The following is a 23,986-nucleotide window of genomic DNA, read 5'->3' as shown; positions in this document are numbered from 1 at the left end:
AATTTTCTGAAATAGTGGCGCCGTGCGTTTCTGGGACCGGTACGCGGCCGTGGTTTCCGCGAAGAAGTCATGGCTGCTGCTGGTGGCGCTGCTGCTGGCCGGCGTCGCCGCCATCGGGCTGATCGGCTCGAACGATTCGGCGGGGCAGGCGCCGAACTCGCTGCCGGACAGCGCGGAGTCGGCGCGCGCCGCCGCCGCGCTGGAGGAGTTCCCCGGCGCCGACGTGGCCGCGGCCATCGCCGTCGTCACCCGGACCGACGACGGCAGGCTCACCGATGCCGACCTGGCAGCGGCGAGTGCGACGCTGGACCGCATGCGCGCGACGAGCGTGGCGCGGCCCGACGGCCCGCCGACGCCGATCATCCCCGCCCCGGACGGCGCGGCGGCGCTCGGCCAGGTGCCGGTGGACGCCGCGCTCAACGGCTTCGCGCTCACCGACGCGGTGGCCGAGCTGCGCACCGCAGCGAAGGACGGCCTGCCGCCGGAGCTCGCGGTGCAGGTCACCGGTGGCCCCGCCTTCGGCGCCGATATCGCCGACTCCTTCTCCGGCGCCAATGTCACGCTGCTCGCGGTGACCGCGCTGGTGGTCGCGATCCTGCTGATCGCCACCTACCGCTCGCCGGTGCTCTGGCTGGTGCCGCTGCTGGTGGTCGGGCTGGCCGACCGGGTGGCGACCTCGGTCGGCACCGGGCTGGCCGAGCTCACCGGGCTCAGCTTCGACGGCTCCACCTCCGGCATCACCAGCGTGCTCGTCTTCGGCGCAGGCACCAACTACGCGCTGCTGCTGGTCTCCCGCTACCGGGACGAGCTGCACCGGCACGCCGACCACCGGGAGGCGCTGCGCCGGGCGGTGCGCCGCGCGGGCCCGGCCATCCTGGCCAGCAATGCCACGGTGGTGCTCGCGCTGCTGGTGCTGCTGCTCGCGGTGCTGCCGAACACCCGCAGCCTCGGCGCTCTCGCCGCCGCCGGGCTGGTGGTGGCGGCGGTCTTCGTGCTCGGCGCGCTGCCGCCCGCGCTCGCGCTCTGCGGGCGGAAGGTGTTCTGGCCCTTCGTGCCGCCGGTCGACGAGCGGGACAGCGCGGGCGAGGGCGTCTGGCAGCGGGTGGCGGCCGGGGTGGTGCGCCGGCCGGTGCTGGTGGCCGGGGTGGCGCTCACGGGGCTCGTGCTCTGCGCGCTGGCGCTGCTCGGCGCGGAGGTCGGGCTCTCGCAGACCGAGCAGTTCCGGGTCAGCGCGGAGTCGGTGGACGGCTTCGACACGCTCGCCGAGCACTTCCCCTCCGGCGCGGCCGACCCGACCACGGTGGTCGCGCGAGCCGAGGCGGGCGATGCGGTGCAGCGCGCGCTCGAGGGCGTCGACGGGGTGGACCGGGTGACGGCCACCGGGGACTCCGAGACCGGGCTGCGGCGCTGGAGCGTGGTGCTGGAGGCGGCGCCCGCCTCGGACGAGGCCTTCGCGACGGTCGAGGGGCTGCGCGCCGCGGTCGCCGGGATTCCCGGCGCCGAGGCGCTGGTCGGCGGCAGCGACGCCGAGGCGCTCGACATCCGCGATGCCGCGCAGCGCGACCAGAAGGTGGTCATTCCGCTGATCCTGGCCGTGGTCTTCCTGGTGCTGCTCGCGCTGCTGCGCGCGGTGCCCGCGGCGGTGCTGCTGGTGGCGGTGACGGTGCTCAGCGCGCTGGCCGCGCTCGGGGTCGGCAGCCTGCTCAGCATCCACGTCTTCGGCTTCCCCGCCCTCGACACCAATACCCCGCTCTACGCGCTGCTCTTCCTGGTGGCGCTCGGCGTGGACTACACCATCTTCCTGGTCACCCGCGCGCAGGAGGAGACGCCGGAGCACGGCACCACCGCGGGCATGGTGCGCGCGGTGGCCGCCACCGGCGCGGTGATCACCAGCGCGGGCGTGGTGCTGGCGGCGGTGTTCTGCGTGCTCGGGGTGCTGCCGCTGATCACCCTGACGCAGCTCGGCATCGTGGTCGGCATCGGCATCCTGCTCGACACCTTCCTGGTGCGCACGGTGGTGATCCCGGCGCTCTTCGCGATCACCGGGCCGCGCATCTGGTGGCCGAATGCGCTGTCCCGCAGCGGTTCCTAGCCCGGCGGGCGGCCGACGCCGTGCCAGAGCAGCAACTCCAGCGCGACCGCCACGTGCACCGAGTTGCCGGCGAGCGGCCGGGGGAGCAGCTCGTCGGCGCGAGCGAGCCTGCGCAGCAGCGTGTTCCGGTGCGTGTAGAGCCGGGTGGCCGCGCGCGAGGCATTGCACTGCTCCTGCACGAAGGTGAGCACCGAATCGCGCAGCTCCCGGCTGGCGTCGGCGAAGCCGCCGAGCGTCTGCTGCACGAATCGCGCCGCCTGCTCGGTGTTCTCCGCGAGGAGCGCGGTGAGCTGCACCGCGGCGAAATCGGCGAGCCGCCGGTCCGGCAGCCGGGCCAGCACCCGCTGGGTGGCGAGCGCGTCCTGGTGCCCGAGCCGGAACCCCTCCAGCCCGAAAGCCCGTGAGCCGATGGCGATCCGCACCCCGGGCAGCTGATCCAGCGCACCGTTGAGAATGGCGGGATCGGGCACCGAGGGGCCGGGCACCCAGAGCCACAGCGTGGCCGCCGAGTGCGGCACCGCGAGCGCCTCCGACGCGCCGACCGAGCGGGCGAAGGCCGCGGTCACGGCGGCGGCGGGCAGCTCGGCGCCGTCGGTCCAGGCGATGGCGGCGGTGTGGTGCCGGTCCAGCGGGTAGCCGAGCCGGCTGCCGGCGTCGGCGATATCGGCCTGGTCGCCGCCGAGGAGCCGGGTGACGAGCTCGCGGCGCGCGGGGTCGGTGCCCTCGTCCAGCGCGGCGCGCTCGACCGCCACCACCGTCATGAGCGCCTCGATGATGCCGTCCATATAGCGGGCGATGGAGGCCGCGGTCACCTCCAGCACCTCCTGCAGTTCCTGTGGGTCCGAGGTGATCTCGAAGACGATCGTCATCCAGCGCTGCCAGGCGACGGCCTGGCCGGCCCGGTACGCCTCCAGCGCCGACTCGTTCAGCCCGAGCCGGGCGGCGCCGCGGGCCAGGTCGAGCTGCTCCCGGTCGAGCGCGACCGAGACCGGGGCGCCGGGATCGCGGATATTGGCGGTGGTCCAGTGCAGCATGTTGGCCCGGTTCACCCGGCGCACCGCGGCCATGAGCAGCGGGTCCTCGGCGTAGGGGCGGATGCCGTCGGCGGCGAGGGTGGCGGAGTGCAGCTCCTCCAGCCACTCCGGCGGCACGGTGAGCGCGACCTCGGCGCCCTGCCGGATCAACTCCCGTGCCCGTGCCGAAGGTTGCCGTACACCCGAGCCGACCGCCGATCCCACCGGTGCATTGTGCACCATCGGCTGCCCGATCCGGTGCGGAATCGATCTTGGCCCACGGGGCGGGTCACGGAAGCATGAAGAGTCTTCGCGGGCGCGCGGGATGCCCGCCGGAGAGGACGGTATGACCATCGAACAGCACGTCGTCGAGCGCGATCTGGTGGTCTCCGGCCGCCCCGCCTCCACCCACCTCGGCGATGTCCGCACCATGTCGCGGCAGGTGGTCCGGCACTTCGTCAGCACCGTGGCGACCTGCGGGACGCTGCCTGGCGAGGCGATCAGCGGCGACGTCACCACCGTGACCCGGGTGTGCCTGGAGCTCGCCGCGCGGATGCTGGACGGTGACTCCTCGCCGGAGAAGTCCGACCGGCTGCGCGCGGCCGCCGGTGAGTGGGCGCGCGAGGGCATTCCGATCGACACCATCCACCACGCGGTGCACGAGGGGCTGAAGATGGCCTTCGACCGGATCAGCGCGCAGGCCACCGCCCGCGACTACCACTCCATGGTCGATATCGCGCGCCGCTTCCTCGACATCGTCGACAGCATCACCTCGACCGTGGCGCTGGCCTATGTGCGGGAGCTGCGGAGCGTGGTGAACGAGCACCACACGGCGGTGCACACGCTCACCTCCGCGCTGCTCGGCGGGCACAGCACCTCGACCATGGCGCGCGAGTGCGGGATCGCGGTGGCGGATTCGTACCACGTGCTCGCGCTCGCCGTCCCGCCGCACCGCGACGAGTCGGACCCGGCGCTGGACAGCGCCGTCGTGGCGCGCCGCAAGCTGCGCCGGGTGCAGGCCGAGCTGGCCCGCCGCTGCGGCGGCCACGCGCTGGCGCTGCTCAGCGTGGACGGCGGCACCGTGCTCATCCCCGAGGAGCACTTCGACCCGGAGCGCGGCGACGAGTTCGTCGAGCAGCTCTCGGCCGCGGCCCAGGTGCCGATCCGGGCCACCCTGGTGCACAGCGCCACCGACGACATCCCCGCCTCCTCGGACCGGGCGCACGAGCTGCTCGACATCGTGCAGCGGCTGGACCTGGTCGGCGGGCTCTACCGCTTCGGCGATCTGGCGCTGGAATACCAGCTGACCCGCCCCGGCCCCGCCCGTGCCACCCTCGGCGCGGTGCTCGACCCGCTGGACGACAACCCCGAGCTGCTGGAGACGCTGCGCGTGCACATCAGCAACAACCTGAACCGGCAGCGCACCGCGCGGGTGCTCTACGTGCACGCCAACACCATCGACCACCGCTTCAAACGCATCGGCCAGCTCACCGGCTTCGATCCGGGACAGGTGAAGGGCCTCTGGTATCTGCGGTCGGCGCTGGTGGCGCGGAGCTACCGGGCGGGGGCGGGCGGCGAACCGGCCCGCACCCGCTGAACCGGGGCGCTCAGGGGCGCTGCTGCCCGGTCTCGATCGGCAGCACCGCCGTCGCCTCCGGGTCGACGCCCGCGGGCTCCGCGTCCTTGCCGCGGCCGCGGAAGCGCTTGAGCATCTCCCACAGGATCGGCAGCACCGAGAGCAGGACGATCAGCAGGAAGATCAGGTCGACGTTGTCGCGGATGACCTCGATCTGCCCGAGCGCGTAGCCGAGCATCGTCACGCCGGAGCCCCAGAGCACGCCGCCGACCACGTTGTAGGTCAGGAAGACCGGGTAGTTCATCTTCGCGGCGCCCGCCACCAGCGGCGCGTAGGTGCGCACGATGGGGACGAAGCGGGCGAGCACGATGGTGATCGGGCCGTGCTTCTCGAAGAACAGCGTCGCCTCGACGATGTACTTCTTCTTGAAGATCTTGGCGTCGTCGCTCTTGAAGAGCTTCATGCCGCCGCCGCGCCCGATCGAGTAGCCCACCTGGTCGCCGAGGACCGCGGCCACCGGGATCAGGATCAGCAGCAGCCAGAGCGGCGCGAACGGCTCGATGTCGGCGGACTTGCCCGCGACGATCAGCCCCGCGGTGAAGAGCAGCGAGTCGCCGGGCAGCAGCGGGAACAGCAGGCCGGACTCGATGAAGACCACGACGAGCAGCCCGACCAGCATCCAGGTGCCGAACGAGTTGAGCAGGTTCACCGGGTCGAGGAACCCGGGCAGCAGCGCCAGATTCGTCACATCGGAGGCCAGAACGGTGTCGGGGATCGAAAGCACGAGGCCACCGTACCGAATACCGGGACGATCGATCCGCCCCGATCGAGCTCCAGGTTTGCCCCGGGGGTGCCGGGGGCACGCTCCGAACACCCCGCGGCACGTCGCGCACCGGGCTGACTGGGCGATATGCCCTATTCTGGAGTGGTCGCCCCGGGCGATACTCCCAGCACACTCTCGAGCGAAAGCAGGTCATGAAGCGCCGAACGCGCCGTCGAAAACCCGTTCCGCCCCGATCCCGGCCTGAACCCGGAGCACGCCGATGCTGACCGTCGCGACCATCGCGCTCGGCATCGTGGTCGTGCTGGCCATCACCGCACTGACCGGCTACTTCGTCGCCCAGGAATTCGCCTACATGGCCGTGGATCGCTCCCGGCTGACGGCGCGGGCGGCCGGCGGGGACGCGAGCGCGGAGCGCGCGCTCACCGTCACCCGCCGCACCTCCTTCATGCTCTCCGGCGCCCAGCTCGGCATCACCGTCACCGGCCTGCTGGTCGGCTACGTCGCGGAGCCGCTCATCGGCCGCGGGATCGGCGAGCTGTTCGGCGGGGCCGCGATCGCGGTCGGCGTCGGCGCGGTCGCCGCGGTGGCCTTCTCCACCGTCGTGCAGATGGTCTTCGGCGAGCTCTTCCCGAAGAACCTGGCCATCGCGAAGCCGGAGCCGGTGGCGCGCGCGCTCGCGCTCTCCACCACCTGGTACCTGCGGCTCTTCGGCTGGCTCATCCGGCTCTTCGACGCCGCCTCCAACCTGCTGCTGCGGCTGCTCCGGATCGAGCCGGTGCACGATGTCGAGCACTCGGCCACCACCCGCGACCTGGCGCACATCGTCGCCGAGTCGCGGGACGCAGGCGAGCTGCCGCCGCGGCTCTCGGTGCTGCTCGATCGGATGCTCGACTTCCCGACCCGCACCGCCGAGCACGCCATGGTGCCCCGCCCCCGGGTGGACACGGTGAACGCCGACGACCCGGTGCTGGAGGTGCGCGCGCTCATGGGCCGCGGCCACACCAGGTACCCGGTGATCGGGCAGACCAGCGACGACCTCATCGGCATCGTGCACCTGCCCGACCTGCTGGCCGACACCGTCTCCGGCACCGCGGGCGCGGCCGCGCGGCCCGCCGTCGTGGTCCCCGAGACGCTGCCGCTCACCGAGGTGCTCGACCGGCTGGTCGAGGCGGGCGAGGAGATGGCGCTGGTGGTGGACGAGTACGGCGGCTTCGCCGGGCTGGTCACCGTCGAGGACATGGCCGAGGAGCTGGTCGGCGAGCTGGCCGACGAGCACGACCCCGCGGTCGACCCGGCCACCGTGCGCCGGGTGGACGGCGGCTGGGAGCTGCCCGGCGACATCCACCTGGACGAGGCCGAGCGGGTGCTGGAGCGGCCGCTCCCGGCGGGCGACTACGAGACGCTGGCCGGGCTGGTCATCACCGCGCACGGCGGGCTGCCCGCGGTGGGCGAGACCGTCGAGGTGCCGCTGCCCGCCGAGCACGACCCGCTGCACCCCGGCCCGGAGCGGGCGCTGCTGCGCGCCGAGGTGGTCGCCATCGGCAAGCACGTGCCGTCGGCGCTCTTCGTGCGGGTGGTGACCTCCGATGGATGACCCGGTGCTCGTCGCCCTGATCACGACCGGGCTCATCGCCGCCAGCGCGTTCTTCGTGGCGGTGGAGTTCGCGCTGATCGCGGCGCGGCGCAATCGGCTGGAGGACGCCGCGGCGCACAGCCGCGCGGCCCGCGCCGCGCTGCGCAGCGCCACCGAGCTCTCGGTGCTGCTGGCCGGCTCGCAGCTCGGCATCACCGTCTGCACGCTGGCGCTCGGCGCCATCACCAAGCCCGCGGTGCACCACTGGATCACCCCGGGGCTGGCGGCGATCGGCGCGCCGTCCGGGCTCGCCGACGCCGGCGGCTTCGTGCTGGCGCTCTTCGTCGTCACCTTCCTGCACCTGGTGATCGGTGAGATGGCGCCGAAGTCGTGGGCCATCGCGCACCCGGAGCGCTCGGCCATCCTGCTGGCGATTCCCATGCGCGGCTTCATGTGGTTCACCCGGCCGCTGATCGTGGCGCTGAACCGGCTGGCCAACCGCTGCCTGCGGGTGGTCGGGGTGCAGCCGGTGGACGAGGTCGCGGCCGGGCAGGACCCGGAGACGCTGCGGCACCTGGTCGAGCACTCCGCGACGGTCGGCGCGCTCGACCCGCACGACCACCGCAGGCTGGCCGCCGCGCTGGAGCTGGAGGACCGGACCGTGGGCGACATGGTCGACACCGGGGCCGAGCCGAGCTCGGTCCCCGCGGACGCCGAGCCCGCCCGGATCCGGGACCGGGCGCGCGCCGCCGGGCACCTCCGGCTGCTGGTCACCGAGGACGGCGCCATCACCGGCGTCGTGCACGCACGGGACACGCTCTGTGCCCCGGCGGGCGCCCGCGCCCGCGACCTGATGCGGCCGGTGCCGGTGCTCACCGCGCAGACCCCGGCCTATCAGGTGCTGCAGACGCTGCAGGATTCGCGCAACCACCTCGCCCTGGTCTACCGGGACGAGCGGCTGCTCGGCGTGATCACGCTGACCGACATCCTGCGCGCGCTCATGCCGACCAGGACGGCCTGACACCGCGAAAAGGAGCGGGCCGGGTTCGCTCGAACCCGGCCCGCTCCGTTCCGTACTCTCCGCGGTGTCAGCAGGTGACCTCGGCGGGTTCACCGTTGAAGCGGGACTCGATGTAGCTCCACGCCTCGCCGAAGCCGGCCACCGCGGTGGTCATGTGCTCGGCGATGTCGTAGGGCGAGAACTTCAGCGGGGTGCCCGCGGCGCACCAGCGGTTCGCCGTCCGCTCCAGCGGCGCGAAGGCGGTGAGCTGGTCGTACCGGCCCTGCCACAGCATGATCGGCGCGGTCGGGGTGCCGGGGAAGTCGACCAGGCTGTTCTCGTGCAGCACCGCGCGCGCCTCCGGCGAGTCCATCAGCGCCTTGCTGGCGGCCATCTGGTCCGCGCTCCGGTACGCGCCGTGGAAGAGCAGGAAGCGGCGGCAGGCGTCGTGCGTGAACTCGCGGAACCACAGGCCGTTCGGGTTCAGCTGGTCGCTGATCGGCAGCCGGTCCGGGTACTCGCGCTCCAGCCCCATGGCGGCCGCGAAGGCGAGGCCGAAGCCGATGTGCGGCTCGAAGCCGAGCGAGAGCGCCATCTGCTCCAGGTCGGCGGGGACACCGCCCGCGGCGACCGCGGTCAGCTCCAGCTCGGGGGCGTAGGTGGGCTGCAGCGCGGCGGCCCACGCGGTTGCCATGCCGCCGCCGGAGTACCCGGCCAGCGCCACCTTGGAGTTGCCGAGCCCCAGCTCGGTGGCCTTCTGCACGGCGCGCACGCTGTCCAGCGTCATCTGCCCGCCCAGCTTGGCGGCGCCGTAGGCGACGTGCGGGCCGAGGTAGTCCGGCATGCTGATGGCCCAGCCCCTGCCGATGGGCAGCATGGCGCCGGGGGCGTCCTGCAGCTCGCCGTTGAAGAGCGAGCGGGACGGGTTGCACTGCGTGCCCAGCGAGTTGATCAGCGCCTGGTAGGAGACGAGCGGCGGGTTCTGCACGCCGATCGGCAGCAGCACCGTGGTCATGCCCATGATCGGGTGGTCCGACGAGTCGGTGGAGCGGAACGCCACCTGGTGGATGTCGGTCCCGACGTACATGCCGGAGTCGACCTTCCTGGTGCGCACGACATCGCCGGGGGCGTAGTCGGCCAGGTTCGCCGGCGCGGTGAAGAACGGATCGGGATCCGGGGTCGGAAACAGCGGCTGCGCCTGTGCGGGCGCCGCGATCGCTCCGGCCGAGAACAGGCTCAGCAGGACGATCAGAATTCTGGTTCGAACTCTGGGCACGGTCTTCCTTCGATCTGCGGATGAAGCGCGGGGAACGGGCGCACAGTATCGAACTTCGAGAATGATCTTCCACTCGCCGAATCGAAGGGAGGAAGGTTCACAAACGCGGTCGTTCGTGTTTTGTGTGTTTCACACCGGGTACGCACATTGCCGCCGGTCAAGTGCGGTCGCCCGCCTTCAGATGCGGGGCGCGGTGATCTTCGGGAACGGCAGCTCGGCCTCCACGAGGTAGGCCAGTTGCAGCAGCGTCCGTTCGGCGCCGCGCACCCCGGCGAACTGCACGCCGAGCGGGACGCCGGAGGGGGCGAGGCCGGCGGGCACCGAGATCGACGGGGTGCCGGTGATGTTGTTCAGCGGGGTGAAACCGACGTATACGCGCAGCCGGTCGAGCAGCTCGTCGAAGGGCACGGTGGGGGCGAGGTGGCCGAGCGGCGGGGTGCTGTGGCCGAGGGTGGGGATGAGCACCGCGTCGTAGGCGCCCATCTCGGCCTCGTAGGTGCGGTACGCGCGGGCCAGCGTGCGCAGCGCGCCGGGGGTGCGCCAGATCTCGCGGTAGAACTTGCCGCGCAGCCCCCTGGTCAGCCCGTCCAGCCGGGAGCGGTCGAAGTGCCGGTCGGCCAGCAGCTTGCCGGTATCGGTGACCACCGCCGCGAGCAGGGCCCAGTAGTGCAGGAACGCCGTCTCCACGGCCGCGACGAAGGGCAGCGATATCTCCTCGACGCGGTGGCCGTGCGCGCTCAGCAGCTCCGCGACCCGCCGCACCGACTCGCGCACCGCCGGGTCGGCCACCGGCCCGGCGGCCGACTCCAGCAGCACCGCGATCCGCAGCGGCCGCTCCGGCGGCCCCTCGACCGAGCCGATGGGCGGCAGCGCCCGGCTCGGGTGCCTGCGCTCGATGGCGGCGGTGAAGGCGGCGGTATCCCGCACGGTCCTGGTGAGCACTCCCTCGCTCACGATGTTCAGCGGGAGCAGCCGGGCCAGCCGGGAGTCGGCGTGCCTGCCCCGGCTCGGCTTGAGCCCGACCAGCCCGGTGCTCGCCGCCGGGATCCGGATCGAGCCGCCGCCGTCGTTGCCGTGCGCGAAGGGCACCACCCCCGCCGCCACCAGCGCGGCGGCCCCGCCGGAGGAGCCGCCCGCGGAGTGCGCGGGGTTCCACGGATTCCGGGTCGGCGCGGCGAACTCCGGCTCGGTGCTGGCATTGAAGCCGAACTCCGGCAGCGCGCTCTTGCCGATGACCACGGCGCCGGTGCTCAGGAACTCCCGGACGTAGGCGTCGGTGCCGCGGGCGGGCCGAGCGGTGAAGGCCGCCGTCCCGTGGTTGCTCGGCATGCCTGTAATGTCTGAATTGTCCTTGACGAAGGTGGGCACCCCGGCGAAGACGCCGTCGGCCCGCACCGGGAACACCGGCTCGGCGAAGCTCCGGTAGGCCACCGCGGCCAGCTCCGCGACCGCCGCCGCGCGGCGCGCCGCCGCCGCCGCGAGTTCGCCGGGGGATCGCTCGCCGCGGCGCACCAGCTCGGCGAGCGCGAGGGCATCGTGCTCGCCGAGCGCGTCGTCGGTGAAGGCGTGGATGCGGGCGGCGGCGGGGATGCGAGCGTCGGTGGTCACCTGACCAAATCTAGAAGACGCCACCCGCCGGGGGTGAGAATCGGGTTCCCACGTCAGGTCAGGAAAGGCTAACCTTTCCTGCGTTGTTCGACAGATCGAGGAAAAGCATGACTACCCGCCCGCAGGCGACGTTGCCGCTGACATCGGCGCAGCGCGAGGTGTGGTTCGCCCAGCAGCTGCTCGGAGACGTCCCCCTCACGATCACCCAGTACGTGGATGTGCACGGTCCGCTCGATCGCGCGGCCTACGCGCTCGCGGCTCGGCACACGGCCCGGGAATTCGGCTCCTACCTGCGCTTCGGCCGCGACGCCGACGGCACGCCGTGGCAGCGTCTCGACTACGACCAGTACGACGAGGTCGATTTCCACGACTTCGGCGCCGCCGCCGACCCGTTCGCCGCCGCGCTCGCCTGGATGCGCGCCGACCAGCGCCGCCCGGTCGACATCACCGCCGCAGAGGCGTCCTGGTCGTCCATCCTGCGGCTCGGCCCCGAGCGGCACCTGGTCTACACCCGGGTGCACCACCTGGTGCTGGACGGCTTCGGCGCCATGACCGTCGCGCGCAGGCACGCCGAGCTCTACGGGCAGCTGGTCGCCGGCGGGACGCTGCCGGAGCCGGAGCCTGGCTCGCCGCGGGTGCTGCTCGACGCCGACCGGGCGTACCGGGAGTCCGCGCGGTTCCGGACCGACCGGGAATATTGGACGGAACACGCCACCGGTTTGCCCGATCCGGTCAGTTTGTCGAATCGTCCGGGTGCGCTCGCGCCCTGGTCGGTGATCGCCGGTGCTGACCTCGGGCCGGAGCGGGTCGCGGCGCTCGAGGCGGCGGGCGCCGGGGCGGGCTCGGCGGCGGTGCTGATCGGGGCGTTCGCGGGGTACCTGGGGCGGAGCGCGGGCGCCGCGGAGGTGTCGCTGAGCCTGCCGGTGACCGGGCGCACCACCGCGGTGCTGCGCCGGGCGGCGGGGCTGGTGAGCAATGTGGTGCCGCTGCGCATCGCGGTGCCGGACGCGGCGACCACCGCCGATCTGGTGGCGGCGACCCGCTCCGAGGTCGGCGGGGCGCTGCGGCACCAGCGGTACCGCGGCGAGGACATCGAGCGCGATCGCGGCGGGGCCGGGGCCGGGTTCGGGCCCGCGGTCAACATCATGAACTTCCATTCCACGGTCGAGCTCGGCCCGGCGCGCGGCACGCTGCACCTGCTCACCACCGGTCCGGTGCCGGATCTCACGCTGAACATCTACCCCGGGTCGGCGTCCGGGCTGCGGGTGGAGTTCGAGGGGAATCCGAACCGGTACACCGAGGCCGAGCTGGCCGCGCACCACGCGCGGTTCCTGCGGCTGCTCGCGCACCTCACCGACGACCCGGGCGCCACTCTCGGCGGGTTCGACCCGCTCGACCCGGAGGAGCGGCGCGCGCTGGTGCCGTGGCGGGGGCCGGCGGCGGTGGCCGCGCGGCCGCTGGCCGAGATCATCGCCGCCGCGGTGGCGCGGGCGCCCGAGCACACCGCGGTGGTGCACGAGGAGCGGCGCTGGAGTTACCGGGAGTTCGACACGCGGACCGATCGGCTCGCCCGTGCGCTGATCGCCGCGGGGGTCGGGCCGGAGACCAGGGTGGTGACGCTGCTCGAGCGCTCCGCGGAGTCGGTGGCGGCGGTGTGGGCGGTCACCAAGGCGGGCGGCGCCTTCGTCCCGGTGGATCCGGGGTATCCGGAGGAGCGGATCGCCTACGTCCTGGCGGACAGCCGGGCCGCGCTCGCGCTCACCACCGCGGAGTACGCGGACCGGTTGCCCGCGGCGATGCCGCGCATCCTGATCGACGACGCCCTCGCGGAGAGCAGCCCGGACGCGCCCGGGCACGGCCCGATCACCGACGCGGAGCGGCTGTCACCACTGCGCCCGGAGCACCCGGCGTACCTCATCTACACCTCGGGCTCGACCGGCCGCCCGAAGGGCGTCGTCGTCACCCACGGCGGCCTCGCCAACCTGGCCGCCGAGCGGCACGACCGCTACGCCCTGCGCCCCGGCGCCATCACCCTGCACCACGCCTCGCCCGGCTTCGACATGGCGGTCGGCGAGCAGCTCTGCGCCCTGGCGGGCGGCGCCACCCTGGTGGTCGCCTCCCGCTTCACCGTGGCGGGCCCCGACCTGGCCGCGCTGCTGCGCCGCGAGCGGGTGAGCAACGCGATCATCACCCCGGCGGTGCTGGCCACCCTCGACCCCGCCGAGCTGCCGGAGCTGACGGTGCTCGGCGTGGGCGGCGAGGCCATCCGCGCCGACCTGGTGAACGCCTGGGCGCCGGGCCGCGCCATGCGCAATGGCTACGGCCCCACCGAGGCCACCGATATCGCCACCATCGGCGAGCTGGTCGCGGGCCGCCCGGTGACGATCGGCGCCCCGCTGCGCGGCTTCCACGCGCTGGTGCTCGACGCCGCGCTGCGCCCGGCGCCACCCGGCGTGCTCGGCGAGCTGTACCTCGGCGGCCCCGCGCTGGCCCGCGGCTACCACGGCCGCCCCGCGCTCACCGCGGGCCGCTTCGTGGCCGACCCGTACGGCCCGCCCGGCGGCCGGCTCTACCGCACCGGCGACCTGGTCACCGTCACCGATCTCGACGATGCGTACGCGCTCGACTACCGGGGCCGCGGCGATTTCCAGATCAAGGTGCGCGGGCACCGGATCGAGCCGGGCGAGGTGGAGACCGCGCTCACCGCGCTGCCCGGTATCGCCCGCGCCGCCGTCACCGCGCACACCGACCCGCGCACCGGCACCCACCTGGTCGCCTACCTGGTCCCCGCTGAAGGCGAGCGGATCGAGCTCGCCGCGGTGCGCGCCGAGCTGGCCCGCGCGCTCCCCGCGTACCTGCGCCCGGCCGCCTACGAGATCCTGGAGACCCTGCCGCTCACCGCAAACGGCAAGCTCGACACGCGACGGCTGCCCGCCCCGACCTTCGGCCGCACCGAGTTCCGCGCCCCCGCGGGCCCGGCCGAGCAGCGGGTGGCCGAGGTCTTCGCCGAGGTCTTCGAGAGCTCCGGCCGAATCGGCGCGGACGACGACTTCTTCGCGCTCGGCGGCACCTCGCTCTCCGCCACCCGGGTCGCGGCCCGGCTCCGGGTGCCGGTCCGCGCGGTCTTCGACACCCCGACCGTGGCCGGGCTCGCACCGCTGCTCGGCACCGAGTCCGGCGGGCCGGAGCCGGTGGCGGGCGAGCGCCCCGAGGTGATCCCGCCCGCCCCGGCCCAGCTCCGGCTCTGGCTGCTGAACCAGCTGCTCCCGGACTCGGCGGCCTACCACCTCCCGGTCGCGGTCCGGCTGGACGGCCCGCTCGCGCTGCCCGCGCTGCACGCGGCGGTGAGCGCGGTGCTGGCCAGGCACGAGGTGCTGCGCACGGTCTACCCGGAGTCCGGCGCCGGGGCCAGGCAGCAGGTGCTCCCGGTCTCCGCGGTGCTGGCCGGGCTCGACCTCGAACCCCGCGCCCCGGCCGGTGACCTGCGGGCCGCGCTGCACGCGCTGGCTTCCGAGCCGTTCGATGTGGCGGTGGACCCGCCGGTCCGGCTCCGGCTGTTCCGGATCGAGCCCGAGCGGCACGTGCTCGCGCTGGTCGCGCACCACATCGCGGCCGACGGCTGGTCGCTCGGCCCGCTGGTCGCCGACCTCACCGCCGCCTACGCCGCGGCGCACGCCGGCGGCTCGGCGGAGCTTCCCGCGCTGCCGCTGCAGTACGCGGACTACACGCTCTGGCAGCTGGAGCGCCTCGGCGACCCGGCCGACCCGGAATCCCGCGCCGCGCGGCAGCTGGCGTACTGGCGCACGGTGCTGACCGACGTCCCGGACAGCCTGCCGCTGCCGACCCGGGTGGCGCAGGAGCGGGCGGGCGACGGCGCCGCGGTGGAGATCCCGCTCGACGTCCCGGCGGGCGGCATCGCCGACGGCACCCCGTTCATGATCGCCTTCGCCGCCTACGCGGTGCTGCTGCACCGCCTCTCCGGCAAGGACGACCTGGTGATCGGCACCCCGGTGGCCGGCCGCGGCCACCCCGCGCTGGACGCCCTGGTCGGCATGTTCGTCAATACCGTGCCGCTGCGCACCAGGATCGACCCGGAGGCCACCTTCGGCGAGCTGGTCGCCGCCGTGCGCGCCACCGCGCTGGACGCCTTCGAACGGTCCGACGTCCCCTTCGACCGGATCGTGCAGGCCGTGCGGGCGCCCCGACTGGACGGCGGGCACCCGCTGCTGCGCACGGTGTTCTCCTACGAGAACCTGCCGGCACCGCCGCCGCTCACCCTGGCCGGGCTGCGGGTCGAGGTGCTGGAGGTGCCGCAGCCGACGGCGCAGTTCGACCTCACCCTCACGGTGCGGGAGAACCCGCCGCGCGCGGTCTTCCGGTACGACACCGCGGTCTTCGACCGGGACAGCGTCGAGGGGTTCGCCGAGGGGTACCGCGCGCTGCTGGCCGCCGCCCTGGTCGACCCGGCCGCCCCGGTGGGGGTGCTGGCCGAGGCGGGCGGCGAGGCGGTGGCCGACCCGGCCGGCGCGCGCGGTGCGCACACCGGCCGCGCGGCCCGCGAGATCGCCCCCATGACCGCGCGGGAGCAGGCCATCGCCGCGGTCTTCGCCGAGGTGCTCGATCTGGCCGAGGTCGGCCCCGAGGACGACTTCTTCGAGCTCGGCGGCACCTCGCTGCTCGTCTTCACGCTGCGCACCGCGCTGGCCGACCGGCTCGGGCTGCGGGTGGAGCCGCGTGCGCTCTTCGCCAGGGCCACCGTGCGGGCGCTGGCCGCGGCGAGCGCGGCGGACGACCCGGCCGCCTTCGCCGCCCGGCTGGCCGCGGACGCGGCGCTCGCCGACGATCTCGAGTTCGACGGGCTGGAACCGGCGAACCCCGCCGGGCCGCTGCTGCTCACCGGCGCCACCGGCTTCCTCGGCAGCCACCTGCTGCGCGAGCTGCTGGACCACACCGAGCGCCCGATCTACTGCCTGGTCCGGGCCGCCGACCCGGCCGACGGGCTGCGCAGGCTGCGCCGGGCGCTCGAGCACTACGAGCTGGCCACCGCCGAGCTGGAGGCCAGGGTCACCGTGCTCCCCGGCGACCTGGCCCGGCCCCGGCTCGGGCTGGACGAGCCGGTCTTCGCGGCGCTGGCCGGGCAGCTCTCGGCGATCGTGCACAACGGCGCGCTCGTCAACCACCTGGCGACCTACGAGCAACTGCGCACCGCCAATGTCGGCGGCACCCGCGAGCTGCTGCGGCTGGCGAGCACCGCGCGGGCGGTGCCGGTACATCTGGTGAGCACCCTTGACGCGGTGCTCGGGGCGGACCGCACCGGCGTGGTCACCGAGCGCAGCGTGCTGGCCGCCGACGAGGTGAACCGGCACGGCTACGTGGCGAGCAAGTGGGTGGCCGAGCAGCTGGTCCGGCGCGCGGGCGAGCGCGGCCTGCCGATCGCGGTGTACCGGCCCGGGCTGGTCGGGGCCTCGGCCCGCACCGGGCTGATCGCGGCCGACGACTCGCTCTGGACCATGGTCAGGGCCGCCGCGCTGCTCGGCATCGCGCCCGCGGTGCCGCCGGCGGCCGCGGTGTCGCTGGCGCCGGTGGATTACGTGGCGCGCGCGCTCGCGGCGCTGGTCACCGGCGGTGTCCCGGCGGGGGAGCGGTACCACCTGGTGAATACCGCGCCGACCCCGGTCCGGGAGCTCCTGCGCGGCCTGGAGCGGCTCGGCTACGAGCTGCGCACGGTGACGCCGGACGAGGCGCAGCAGGTGCTCGCGGCCCGGCTGGCCGCGGGCGGGGCGCCCGGCGACGACCTCGCCAGGGCCGCGCTGCTGGTCGGCAATTACGCCGACCTGAACTCCGGGGTCGGTGACCTGGTGCTCGACGACACCGCCACCCGGCGCGCGCTGACCGGCACCGGCATCACCTGCCCGGCGGTGGACGCGGCGGTGATCGACCGGTGCCTGCGGCGGTTCCGCGAGGCCGGGCTGCTGCCGCAGCCGAGCCCGGCCGTGGGCTGACCGGGGGTCAGCTCTCGGTCACCGGCTCGCGCGCCATCACATCGTCCCACCAGGAGGTGAGCGGGCTCGGGTCCGGCCAGACGACCGCGGTCGCGGGCTCCTCGCCGTCGGGTGTCTGCTGGTACTCGGGTAGCGGCGCGGGGCCGGGGCGGATCATGGCAGGTTTCCTCCGGAGTCTCGCCGGTGCGCCGGTGCCGGGCAGAGCTCACGAAAGGCGCCCAGACGGTGGCGCACGCACGAATCGAAACTGGCAGTGATGCAATAATATTCGCTTTTCCGCGAGCTGGCATGGCAATCGGGTAAAGATCACGTTGCGCAAGGGGCCTTTTTCCGCATTTCCAATGTATCTGTGCAGCAGTAAATTCCGCTGCACTTGCATCGGATTGAAGTCCACGGTGTTGCCACGAGGTTTCCGACCTCGATCGCCGGAGCCGGTTCCTCGCTAGGCTCTGCGTCATGGGTTTACAGCGGGCCCGCCGTCTCGCGCGGCCGATGGGCATGGCGAGCAGTCTGGACGAGTGGCTGGTGGAGCGCAGCGCGGAGGTCAGGCCGAGCCCGGCCGACCGCGCGCTGCGGCTCCTCTCGACCACCGCGAACTACAACCGGCTCTGGCTGGTGACCGGCACGCTCATGCTGCTCGCGGGCAATCGGCCGCTGCGCAGGGCCGGCGCCCGCGGGCTGCTCGCGGTGGTGCTGGCCAGCGGCACCGCCAACGGGGTGGCGAAGCCGCTGTTCCCGCGGCGCAGGCCGCCGGACGAGTCGGTGCCGTTCGTGCGCAGGCTGGTGAAGCCGCCGGTCTCCTCGTCGTTCCCGTCCGGGCACTCGGCCTCCGCCGCCGCCTTCACCGCCGGGGTCGCGCTGGAGTACCCGGCCGCCGCGGTGGTGGTGGCGCCGGTGGCGGCGGCGGTGGCCTACTCCCGGGTCCACATCGGGGTGCACTGGCCCTCCGACGTGGTGGCGGGCGCCGCGCTCGGCGCCGGGGTGGCCTGGGGTACGCACCGCTGGTGGGCGGTGCGCGCCGACGAACCGGCCATGCTCGGCCCGGCCGAGTACGTCGACCCGGTGCCCGGCGGGCGCGGGCTGCTGCTGGTGGTGAACCCGCACTCCGCCAGCGGCGCGGGCGCGAATTTCGCGGCCGAGCTGCGCGGGCTGCTGCCTGCCGCCACGGTGCTCGAGCTGGACCCCGGGCGCGACCTGGTCGCCGATCTGGAGCGCGGCATCGCGGCGGGCGGGATCACCGCGCTCGGGGTGAGCGGCGGCGACGGCACCGTCTCCTGCGTGGCCGGGGTGGCGGTGCGGCACGGCCTCCCGCTCGCCGTCTTCCCCGGTGGCACGCTGAACCACTTCGCCAGGGACGCCGGGGTGGAGGACCCCGCGCGCACGGTCGGCGCGCTGAACGCGGGCGAGGTGGTGCTCGCCGACACCGCCCGGGTCGACCTGGACGGCGCCGAGCACCGCGACTTCGTCAATACCGCCAGCCTGGGCGGGTACCCGGACTTCGTGCGCATCCGCGAGCAGTGGGAGCGCAGGCTGGGCAAGTGGCCCGCGGCCGCGCTCGCCATGATCCGGGTGCTGCTGCGCGCGCGGCCGGTGCACGCCGAGGTGGACGGCGAGTCGAGTGCGCTGTGGATGCTCTTCGTCGGCAATGGCCGCTACCACCCGGCACACCAGGTGCCGATGTCGCGCCCCGAGATGTACCGCGGCACGCTCGACGTGCGCTATCTGCGCGCGGATGTGCCGTTCTCGCGGACCCGGCTGGTGTGGTCGACGCTAACCGGCACGCTGGAGCACTCGCCCACCTACGTGCGGCGCGAGGTGCACCGGATCGCGGTGCGGGTGACCGGGCCGCCGGTCTCGCTCGCCACCGACGGCGAGGTGGACAGCCGGGCCCGGGATTTCGTCTTCCGCAGCAACTCCGCCGCGCTGCCGCTCTTCCGCGCGGCCGGGGACGGGCCGGTGCTGAGCTGAGTCAGGCCGGGTAGCACTGCATCTCCGTCGCCTTGACCGCTGCCCAGAGCCGAGCGCCCGGCCGGATGCGCAGCTCGGCCACGGCCGCCGCGGTGACGTCGGCGAGCACCGGGGGTGCGCCGTCCAGCCGCACCCGGGTGCTGTGCGCGTGCTGCTCGACGCCGGCGACCGTGACCGGCCAGGAATTGCGGGCGCTGCCCGCCGGGCGCTCGGGGTGCAGGGCGACCGCGCTCGGCGCGAAGGAGACGAAGACCGCGCCCCGCGCCGGTTCGGCGAGGGTGAAGGAACCGGGCTCGCGCGCGGCGTCGCCGGAGACGGGTGCGGCGTCGCGGCTCGCGGCGACCCGGACCTCGGTGCCGGTGGCGACGCCGCGGTACAGGTTCAGCCCGACGAGTTCGGCGACATAGTCGGAGCGCGGGCGGCGGGCCACCTCGGCGGGCGGCCCCTCCTGGACCACCCGCCCGTCCTCCAGGATGACCAGCCGGTCGGCCAGCATCATGGCGTCCAGCGGGTCGTGCGTCACCAGCACGGTGTGCCCGGGATAGTCGCCGAGGTGCCTGGCCAGGTCGGCGCGGACCCGGACCCGGGTCCCGGCGTCCAGGGCGGCGAGCGGCTCGTCGAGCAGCAGCACCTCGGGGTCGGTGGCGAGCGCCCTGGCCAGCGCCACCCGCTGCGCCTGCCCGCCGGAGAGCGCCCGCACCCGGCTCCCGGCCTGCTCGGCCAGCCCGACCGCGGCCAGCCGCGCGGCGGCCCGCGCCCGCGCCTCGGCCCGCCGCACCCCGCGCGCCCGCGGCCCGAAGGCCACGTTCTCCAGCGCGCTGAGGTGCGCGAAGAGCAGGTAGTCCTGGAAGACGACGCCGACCGCGCGGTGCTCGGGCGGCACGAAGACCCGCGGTGGCACATCCCACTCCCGCGCGCCGAGCCGGACCGCGCCGGAGTCGAGCGGGGTGAGCCCGGCCAGCGCGCGCAGCGCCGTCGTCTTGCCCGCGCCGTTCGGCCCGAGCAGCGCCACCACCTCGCCAGGGGCGACCGCGAGCTCCACGTCCAGACGGAACCGTCCGCGCTCGATCCCGAGCCTGGCGTGCAGCGTCACAGCGCCCCCCGCAACCAGCGCTCGCGCAGGGCGACCAGCACCGTGACCGAGACCGCGAGCAGCACCAGGCTGAGCACGATGGCGGCCGCCGGATCGGTCTCCAGCGCCAGGTAGACGGCGAGCGGCATGGTGGTGGTGGTCCCGGGGAAGTTGCCGGCGAAGGTGATGGTCGCGCCGAACTCGCCGAGCGCCCGCGCCCAGCAGAGCACCGCACCGGCGACCACGCCGGGCAGCACCGCGGGCAGCGTCACCCGGCGGAAGGTGTACCAGCGCGAGGCGCCGAGCGTGGCCGCCGCCTCCTCGTACCTCGGGTCGGCCGAGCGCAGCGCCCCCTCCACCGCGATCACCAGGAACGGCAGCGCCACGAAGGCCTCGGCCAGCACCACCGCGGCGGTGGTGAACGGCAGGGTCACGCCGAACCATTCGTCCAGGTACCGCCCGATCAGCCCGCGCCTGCCGAGCACGAGCAGCAGCGCGACACCGCCGACCACCGGCGGCAGCACCAGCGGCACCGTCACCAGGGCCCGCAGCAGCCCCCGGCCGGGCAGCTCGCCGCGGGCCAGCAGCCAGGCCAGCGGCGCCCCGAGCACCAGGCAGATCCCGGTCGCGAGCGTCGCGCTGACCAGCGAGAGCCGCAGCGCCGTCGCCACCTCGGGGCTCGCCAGCCGGGCCGGCAGCTCCCGCCACGGCGCCCGCACCAGCAGCCCCGCCACCGGGACCAGCAGGAAGACCAGCCCGCCGAGGCCCGGAATCAGCAGCAGCAGCGGCCGCCGGGCGGGAACCCGGCGCCTCACCGCTCCGAAACCTCCACCACCACGTGCGTCGACTTCACCGAGGCCACCGCCACCTTGCCGACCTCCAGCCCCAGATCGTCCACCGACTCCGCGCTCAGCAGCGAGACCACCCGGAACGGCCCGGCCTGCAGCTCCACCTGCGCCATCACTGTGTCCCTGACAATCCTGGTCACGATCCCGCGGAAGCGATTGCGCGCCGAGGCGGCGACGGTGACGCCCGGCTCCGGCGCCTCGGCGGTGGCGCGCAGGAACCCGGCCAGCTCCGCGCCCTCGACCCCCTTGCGGCCGTTCGGCAGCTGGACCGCGGTCAACCGGCCCTGCTCGATCCAGCGGCGCACGGTGTCGTCGCTCACGCCGAGCAGCTCGGCCGCCTCACTGATCCGCAGATTCGACACGGATCGCATGCTACCGCCGCGGGTGCGCCTTCGCGCGCGGTCGCTACTGTGGGGGACGGGGTTCGTGCGCAGGTCACGGGCCGGAACGGAAAGAGGGTCGGCCCGGTGGCCATCGTGTTCGTCGTCGTCGGGCTGCTGGTGCTCGCGCTCTTCGCGGTCCTGCACCGGTATCTCTGGATCCGCCTGGTGCGGGACACCACCGGGCCCGGCTCAGTGCTGCGCCGTCTCGGCACGGTGCTCTTCGTGGTGGGGCCGCTGCTCACCGTCGCGACCCTGGTCGGTGCCCGCTCCGGGTTGCCGATCGGCGTGGTCCGCGTCATCGCCCGGCCCGGTTACCTGTGGGCCGTCCTCTTCCTCTACCTGCTGCTCGCCGTCCTGGTCGGCGAGGTCCTGCGCCCGCTCCTGCTCCGCCTCGCCACCCGGCGGGGGACGCCGGATGCCGCCGCCCCCGCGGCGGGCGCCGGAAGTAGCGCAGCGCCCGCGGCCGACGGGCCTGCCGTCGCAACCGCAGCGGAGGATTCGGGCGGCGTGACCACCGCGACCGCGCCGGAGTCCACCGCGACCGAGCTCACCCGCCGCAGGCTCATAGCCCAGGCCCTGGCGGGCGCGGGCATCGCCGCCGCGGTGGCGACCGTCGGCGTCGGCACCTACGGCGTGCTCCGCGGCCCCCGCGTCCTCGAGGTCGAGGTCCCGCTGGCCAAGCTCCCCCCGGCGGCCTCCGGCTTCCGCCTGGCGGTCGTCAGCGACACCCATATCGGCCCGGCCCTCGCGGGTGGCTTCGCCCGCACCGTGGTCGACACGGTGAACGGCACGAACCCGGACGCCATCGTCGTGGTCGGCGACCTGATCGACGGCGATGTCGACGACCTGCGCCCGGACGTCGCCCCCTTCGCCGAGCTGCGCGCCCCGCAGGGCGTCTTCTTCGTCACCGGCAACCACGAGTACATCTCCGGTGCCCAGCAGTGGGTCGACTACCTGCCGCAGCTCGGCATGCGGGTGCTGCAGAACGAGCGCGTCGCCCTGCCCGGCTTCGACCTCGCCGGGGTGAACGACCTCGCCGGTGCGGACGAGGGCACCGGCCCCGACCTGGACAAAGCCCTCTCCGGCCGCGACCGGGCCCGCCCGGTGGTGCTCCTCGCGCACCAGCCCGCCTTCGTCGACGAGGCCAGGGCGCACGGCGTCGACCTGCAGATCTCCGGCCACACCCACGGCGGCCAGGTCTTCCCCGGCAACCTGCTGGCCCGGCTGGCCAACCCCACCCTGGCCGGGCTGGAGCGCTACGACGACACCCAGCTCTACGTCACCCGCGGCGCGGGCGCCTGGGGCCCGCCGGTCCGCGTCGCCGCCCCCTCCGACATCACCGTCCTCACCCTGACCAGCGCCTAGAGCGGCACGCAGAGCGTGTGCAGCGGCGGCCGGCCCGCCGCCCGCCACAGCCCCTCGCACTCGGTGAGCAGGTGCCCGAGCACCGTGCCGTCCCGATCGCCCGCGGTCCCGGCGACCGGCTCCCCGGCGAGCAGGTCGTGCACCCGCCCGTCCCGGACGTCGACGCCGAGCAGCGCGATCCCGGCGAGCGCGAAGGGCACCGTCGGCACCCGGCTGATCCGGGCCCGCGCGGCCCGCCTGCGCCCGTCGCCCGCGGCGGTGTGCTGCGCGACCAGCGCGCTCTCCCGGATCTCCGGCACCGAGAGCACTTGCCCGCCCGGGTAGCGCAGCCCGTCGGCGGCGAGCAGCACGGCCCGGTGCTCCGGCCGCAGCGTGACCCCGAGCGCGCGCTCCAGCCGGTTCAGCCGCTCCGGGGTGGCGGGCACCCCGGCCTGTACCGGCGCCTCCGGGTCGGCGATCCGGCCGAGCGCGGTCATGACCGCGATGATGCGGTCCACCGGCGGCGGGTCCAGGTGCACGTCGCGGCCCCACGGCCCGTGCTCCGGCCCCCACATGAGCCGGTCCACCCGCTCGGTGTACTCGCGCAGCCGGTGCCGGAGCAGCGCGTCGAGGTCCGGGTGCAGTATCGGGCGGCGGGCGCGCAGCTCGAAGGCGGCGCCGTCGGGGTTGAGGTAGAGGTGCCGGTTGTAGCCGTCCTCGGCGCTGTCGCCGACCGGGGTGTGCGCGGCGGGGTCCGGGTCGATGCCGAGCGCGGCCGGGAAGCGGCCCTCGCTCTCGGCGAAGAAGTCGGCGAGCACCGCGGCGGCCCCCTCGTGCCGCGGCCCCGCCCCGAGGTCGGCGGTGCCGAGCAGCGCGGCGCCGTCGGCGAAGCCGTCCCAGCCGTCCGCGGTGGCGAGCAGCGCCCGGTGCGCGGGGTCGAGCGGCCTGCCCAGCCGCCGCTCGGCGGCGGCCAGCTCGGCGGGGGTGGCGCCGGGGTGGGGCGCCGGGCCGGGCGCGGGCGCGCCGTCGATCTCGGCGCGCCGCCGCGCCTGCTCGGTGAAGGCGTCCAGCAGCGCCTGCCAGGTGTTCGGTTCCGCCATCGCGACGACCCTCCAGCTCGGTCCACGGTGTCGAAACACCACGTACCCGATGGTAGCTGAGTAATTGCTGCCGCCCGACACCTCGGGGGTCCGAAATCGATCACGGAGTGTCGGGCGCCGCGCTGGGTACCCGGCAAACAAGGAGATGTGATCCAGTTCACATGCTCGGTGCGGGGCAGGTCATCCCGGTGGAGAGGAGTTCGCGATGGTCCGCCACTGTTTGATCGTCATCGAACACGGGTATCGGCTTTTCTCGTCGGGTCCTTCGAATTCGTTCGAGCGGAGGGCGGGACGAAAGCCAGGCCCGAGCCGCGGGCTGGGAAGGACACGATTGTGACCGACAGCTA

Annotated in this window: 16 protein-coding genes; 7 read left to right on the top strand and 9 right to left on the bottom strand. The window is 74.3% G+C overall.

Annotated features, from left to right (window positions below; translation table 11 throughout):
* Positions 1-22: 22 nt before the first annotated feature.
* Positions 23-2,092, top strand: a complete 2,070-nt coding sequence (locus tag AB0H71_RS32275; RefSeq protein ID WP_357028746.1) for an MMPL family transporter — start codon at positions 23-25, stop codon at positions 2,090-2,092.
* Here the strand turns inward: AB0H71_RS32275 and AB0H71_RS32270 are convergent.
* Positions 2,089-3,330 (bottom strand): PucR family transcriptional regulator, encoded by a 1,242-nt coding sequence (locus AB0H71_RS32270; protein WP_357028743.1) that lies wholly within the window; start codon positions 3,328-3,330, stop codon positions 2,089-2,091. The genes AB0H71_RS32275 and AB0H71_RS32270 overlap by 4 nt on opposite strands.
* Before the next feature lie 121 nt (positions 3,331-3,451).
* On the opposite strand from AB0H71_RS32270, the gene AB0H71_RS32265 reads away from it, so the two are divergent.
* On the top strand, positions 3,452-4,702 hold the full coding sequence (locus tag AB0H71_RS32265) for a helix-turn-helix domain-containing protein (RefSeq protein ID WP_357028740.1): 1,251 nt from the start codon (positions 3,452-3,454) through the stop codon (positions 4,700-4,702).
* A 10-nt stretch (positions 4,703-4,712) separates the two neighbouring features.
* Here AB0H71_RS32265 and AB0H71_RS32260 read toward each other — a convergent pair whose 3' ends face one another.
* Positions 4,713-5,456 carry a VTT domain-containing protein gene (locus AB0H71_RS32260; RefSeq protein ID WP_357028862.1) on the bottom strand — a complete coding sequence of 248 codons (744 nt, stop codon included), beginning with the start codon at positions 5,454-5,456 and terminating at the stop codon, positions 4,713-4,715.
* A gap of 268 nt (positions 5,457-5,724) precedes the next feature.
* Here AB0H71_RS32260 and AB0H71_RS32255 point away from each other — a divergent pair, with 268 nt between their 5' ends.
* Both AB0H71_RS32255 and AB0H71_RS32250 read left to right on the top strand, forming a co-directional pair.
* A complete protein-coding gene (locus AB0H71_RS32255; protein ID WP_357028737.1) occupies positions 5,725-7,059 on the top strand; it encodes a hemolysin family protein in 1,335 nt (444 codons plus the stop codon).
* On the top strand, positions 7,052-8,059 hold the full coding sequence (locus AB0H71_RS32250) for a hemolysin family protein (RefSeq protein WP_357028734.1): 1,008 nt from the start codon (positions 7,052-7,054) through the stop codon (positions 8,057-8,059). The genes AB0H71_RS32255 and AB0H71_RS32250 overlap by 8 nt, the downstream gene beginning before the upstream one ends.
* Positions 8,060-8,126: 67 nt before the next feature.
* On the opposite strand, the gene AB0H71_RS32245 is transcribed toward AB0H71_RS32250, so the two are convergent.
* Both AB0H71_RS32245 and AB0H71_RS32240 read right to left on the bottom strand, forming a co-directional pair.
* Positions 8,127-9,287 carry a lipase family protein gene (locus tag AB0H71_RS32245; RefSeq protein WP_357028859.1) on the bottom strand — a complete coding sequence of 387 codons (1,161 nt, stop codon included), beginning with the start codon at positions 9,285-9,287 and terminating at the stop codon, positions 8,127-8,129.
* A gap of 204 nt (positions 9,288-9,491) precedes the next feature.
* Positions 9,492-10,922, bottom strand: a complete 1,431-nt coding sequence (locus tag AB0H71_RS32240; RefSeq protein ID WP_357028730.1) for an amidase — start codon at positions 10,920-10,922, stop codon at positions 9,492-9,494.
* A gap of 107 nt (positions 10,923-11,029) precedes the next feature.
* Here AB0H71_RS32240 and AB0H71_RS32235 point away from each other — a divergent pair, with 107 nt between their 5' ends.
* Positions 11,030-16,924, top strand: coding sequence for an amino acid adenylation domain-containing protein (locus AB0H71_RS32235; RefSeq protein WP_357028727.1), 5,895 nt, complete (start codon positions 11,030-11,032; stop codon positions 16,922-16,924).
* Between the two features lie 7 nt (positions 16,925-16,931).
* On the opposite strand, the gene AB0H71_RS32230 is transcribed toward AB0H71_RS32235, so the two are convergent.
* Positions 16,932-17,081, bottom strand: coding sequence for a hypothetical protein (locus tag AB0H71_RS32230; protein ID WP_357028724.1), 150 nt, complete (start codon positions 17,079-17,081; stop codon positions 16,932-16,934).
* A 299-nt stretch (positions 17,082-17,380) separates the two neighbouring features.
* Between AB0H71_RS32230 and AB0H71_RS32225 the strand changes: the two genes are divergently transcribed.
* Positions 17,381-18,892, top strand: a complete 1,512-nt coding sequence (locus tag AB0H71_RS32225; RefSeq protein ID WP_357028721.1) for a phosphatase PAP2 family protein — start codon at positions 17,381-17,383, stop codon at positions 18,890-18,892.
* Between the two features lies 1 nt (position 18,893).
* Here the strand turns inward: AB0H71_RS32225 and AB0H71_RS32220 are convergent, their stop codons facing one another.
* The 3 genes from AB0H71_RS32220 to AB0H71_RS32210 are packed head-to-tail and all read right to left on the bottom strand — an operon-like array spanning position 18,894 to position 21,174.
* Positions 18,894-19,985, bottom strand: coding sequence for an ABC transporter ATP-binding protein (locus AB0H71_RS32220; RefSeq protein ID WP_357028718.1), 1,092 nt, complete (start codon positions 19,983-19,985; stop codon positions 18,894-18,896).
* On the bottom strand, positions 19,982-20,779 hold the full coding sequence (modB, locus tag AB0H71_RS32215) for a molybdate ABC transporter permease subunit (RefSeq protein ID WP_357028715.1): 798 nt from the start codon (positions 20,777-20,779) through the stop codon (positions 19,982-19,984). Before modB ends, AB0H71_RS32220 begins: the two co-directional genes overlap by 4 nt.
* On the bottom strand, positions 20,776-21,174 hold the full coding sequence (locus AB0H71_RS32210; RefSeq protein WP_357028711.1) for a TOBE domain-containing protein: 399 nt from the start codon (positions 21,172-21,174) through the stop codon (positions 20,776-20,778). Before AB0H71_RS32210 ends, modB begins: the two co-directional genes overlap by 4 nt.
* 105 nt (positions 21,175-21,279) lie before the next feature.
* Between AB0H71_RS32210 and AB0H71_RS32205 the strand changes: the two genes are divergently transcribed.
* Positions 21,280-22,560, top strand: coding sequence for a metallophosphoesterase (locus AB0H71_RS32205; protein WP_357028708.1), 1,281 nt, complete (start codon positions 21,280-21,282; stop codon positions 22,558-22,560).
* Here the strand turns inward: AB0H71_RS32205 and AB0H71_RS32200 are convergent.
* Positions 22,557-23,639 carry a hypothetical protein gene (locus AB0H71_RS32200; RefSeq protein WP_357028705.1) on the bottom strand — a complete coding sequence of 361 codons (1,083 nt, stop codon included), beginning with the start codon at positions 23,637-23,639 and terminating at the stop codon, positions 22,557-22,559. The two genes, AB0H71_RS32205 and AB0H71_RS32200, sit on opposite strands and share 4 nt — an antisense overlap.
* Positions 23,640-23,986 lie beyond the last annotated feature (347 nt).

It is taken from the genome of Nocardia sp. NPDC050697, assembly GCF_040654395.1.
Lineage (GTDB): Bacteria > Actinomycetota > Actinomycetes > Mycobacteriales > Mycobacteriaceae > Nocardia.
Note: the sequence above shows the minus strand (reverse complement) of the source record. Positions and strands in the feature narration are given on the sequence as shown.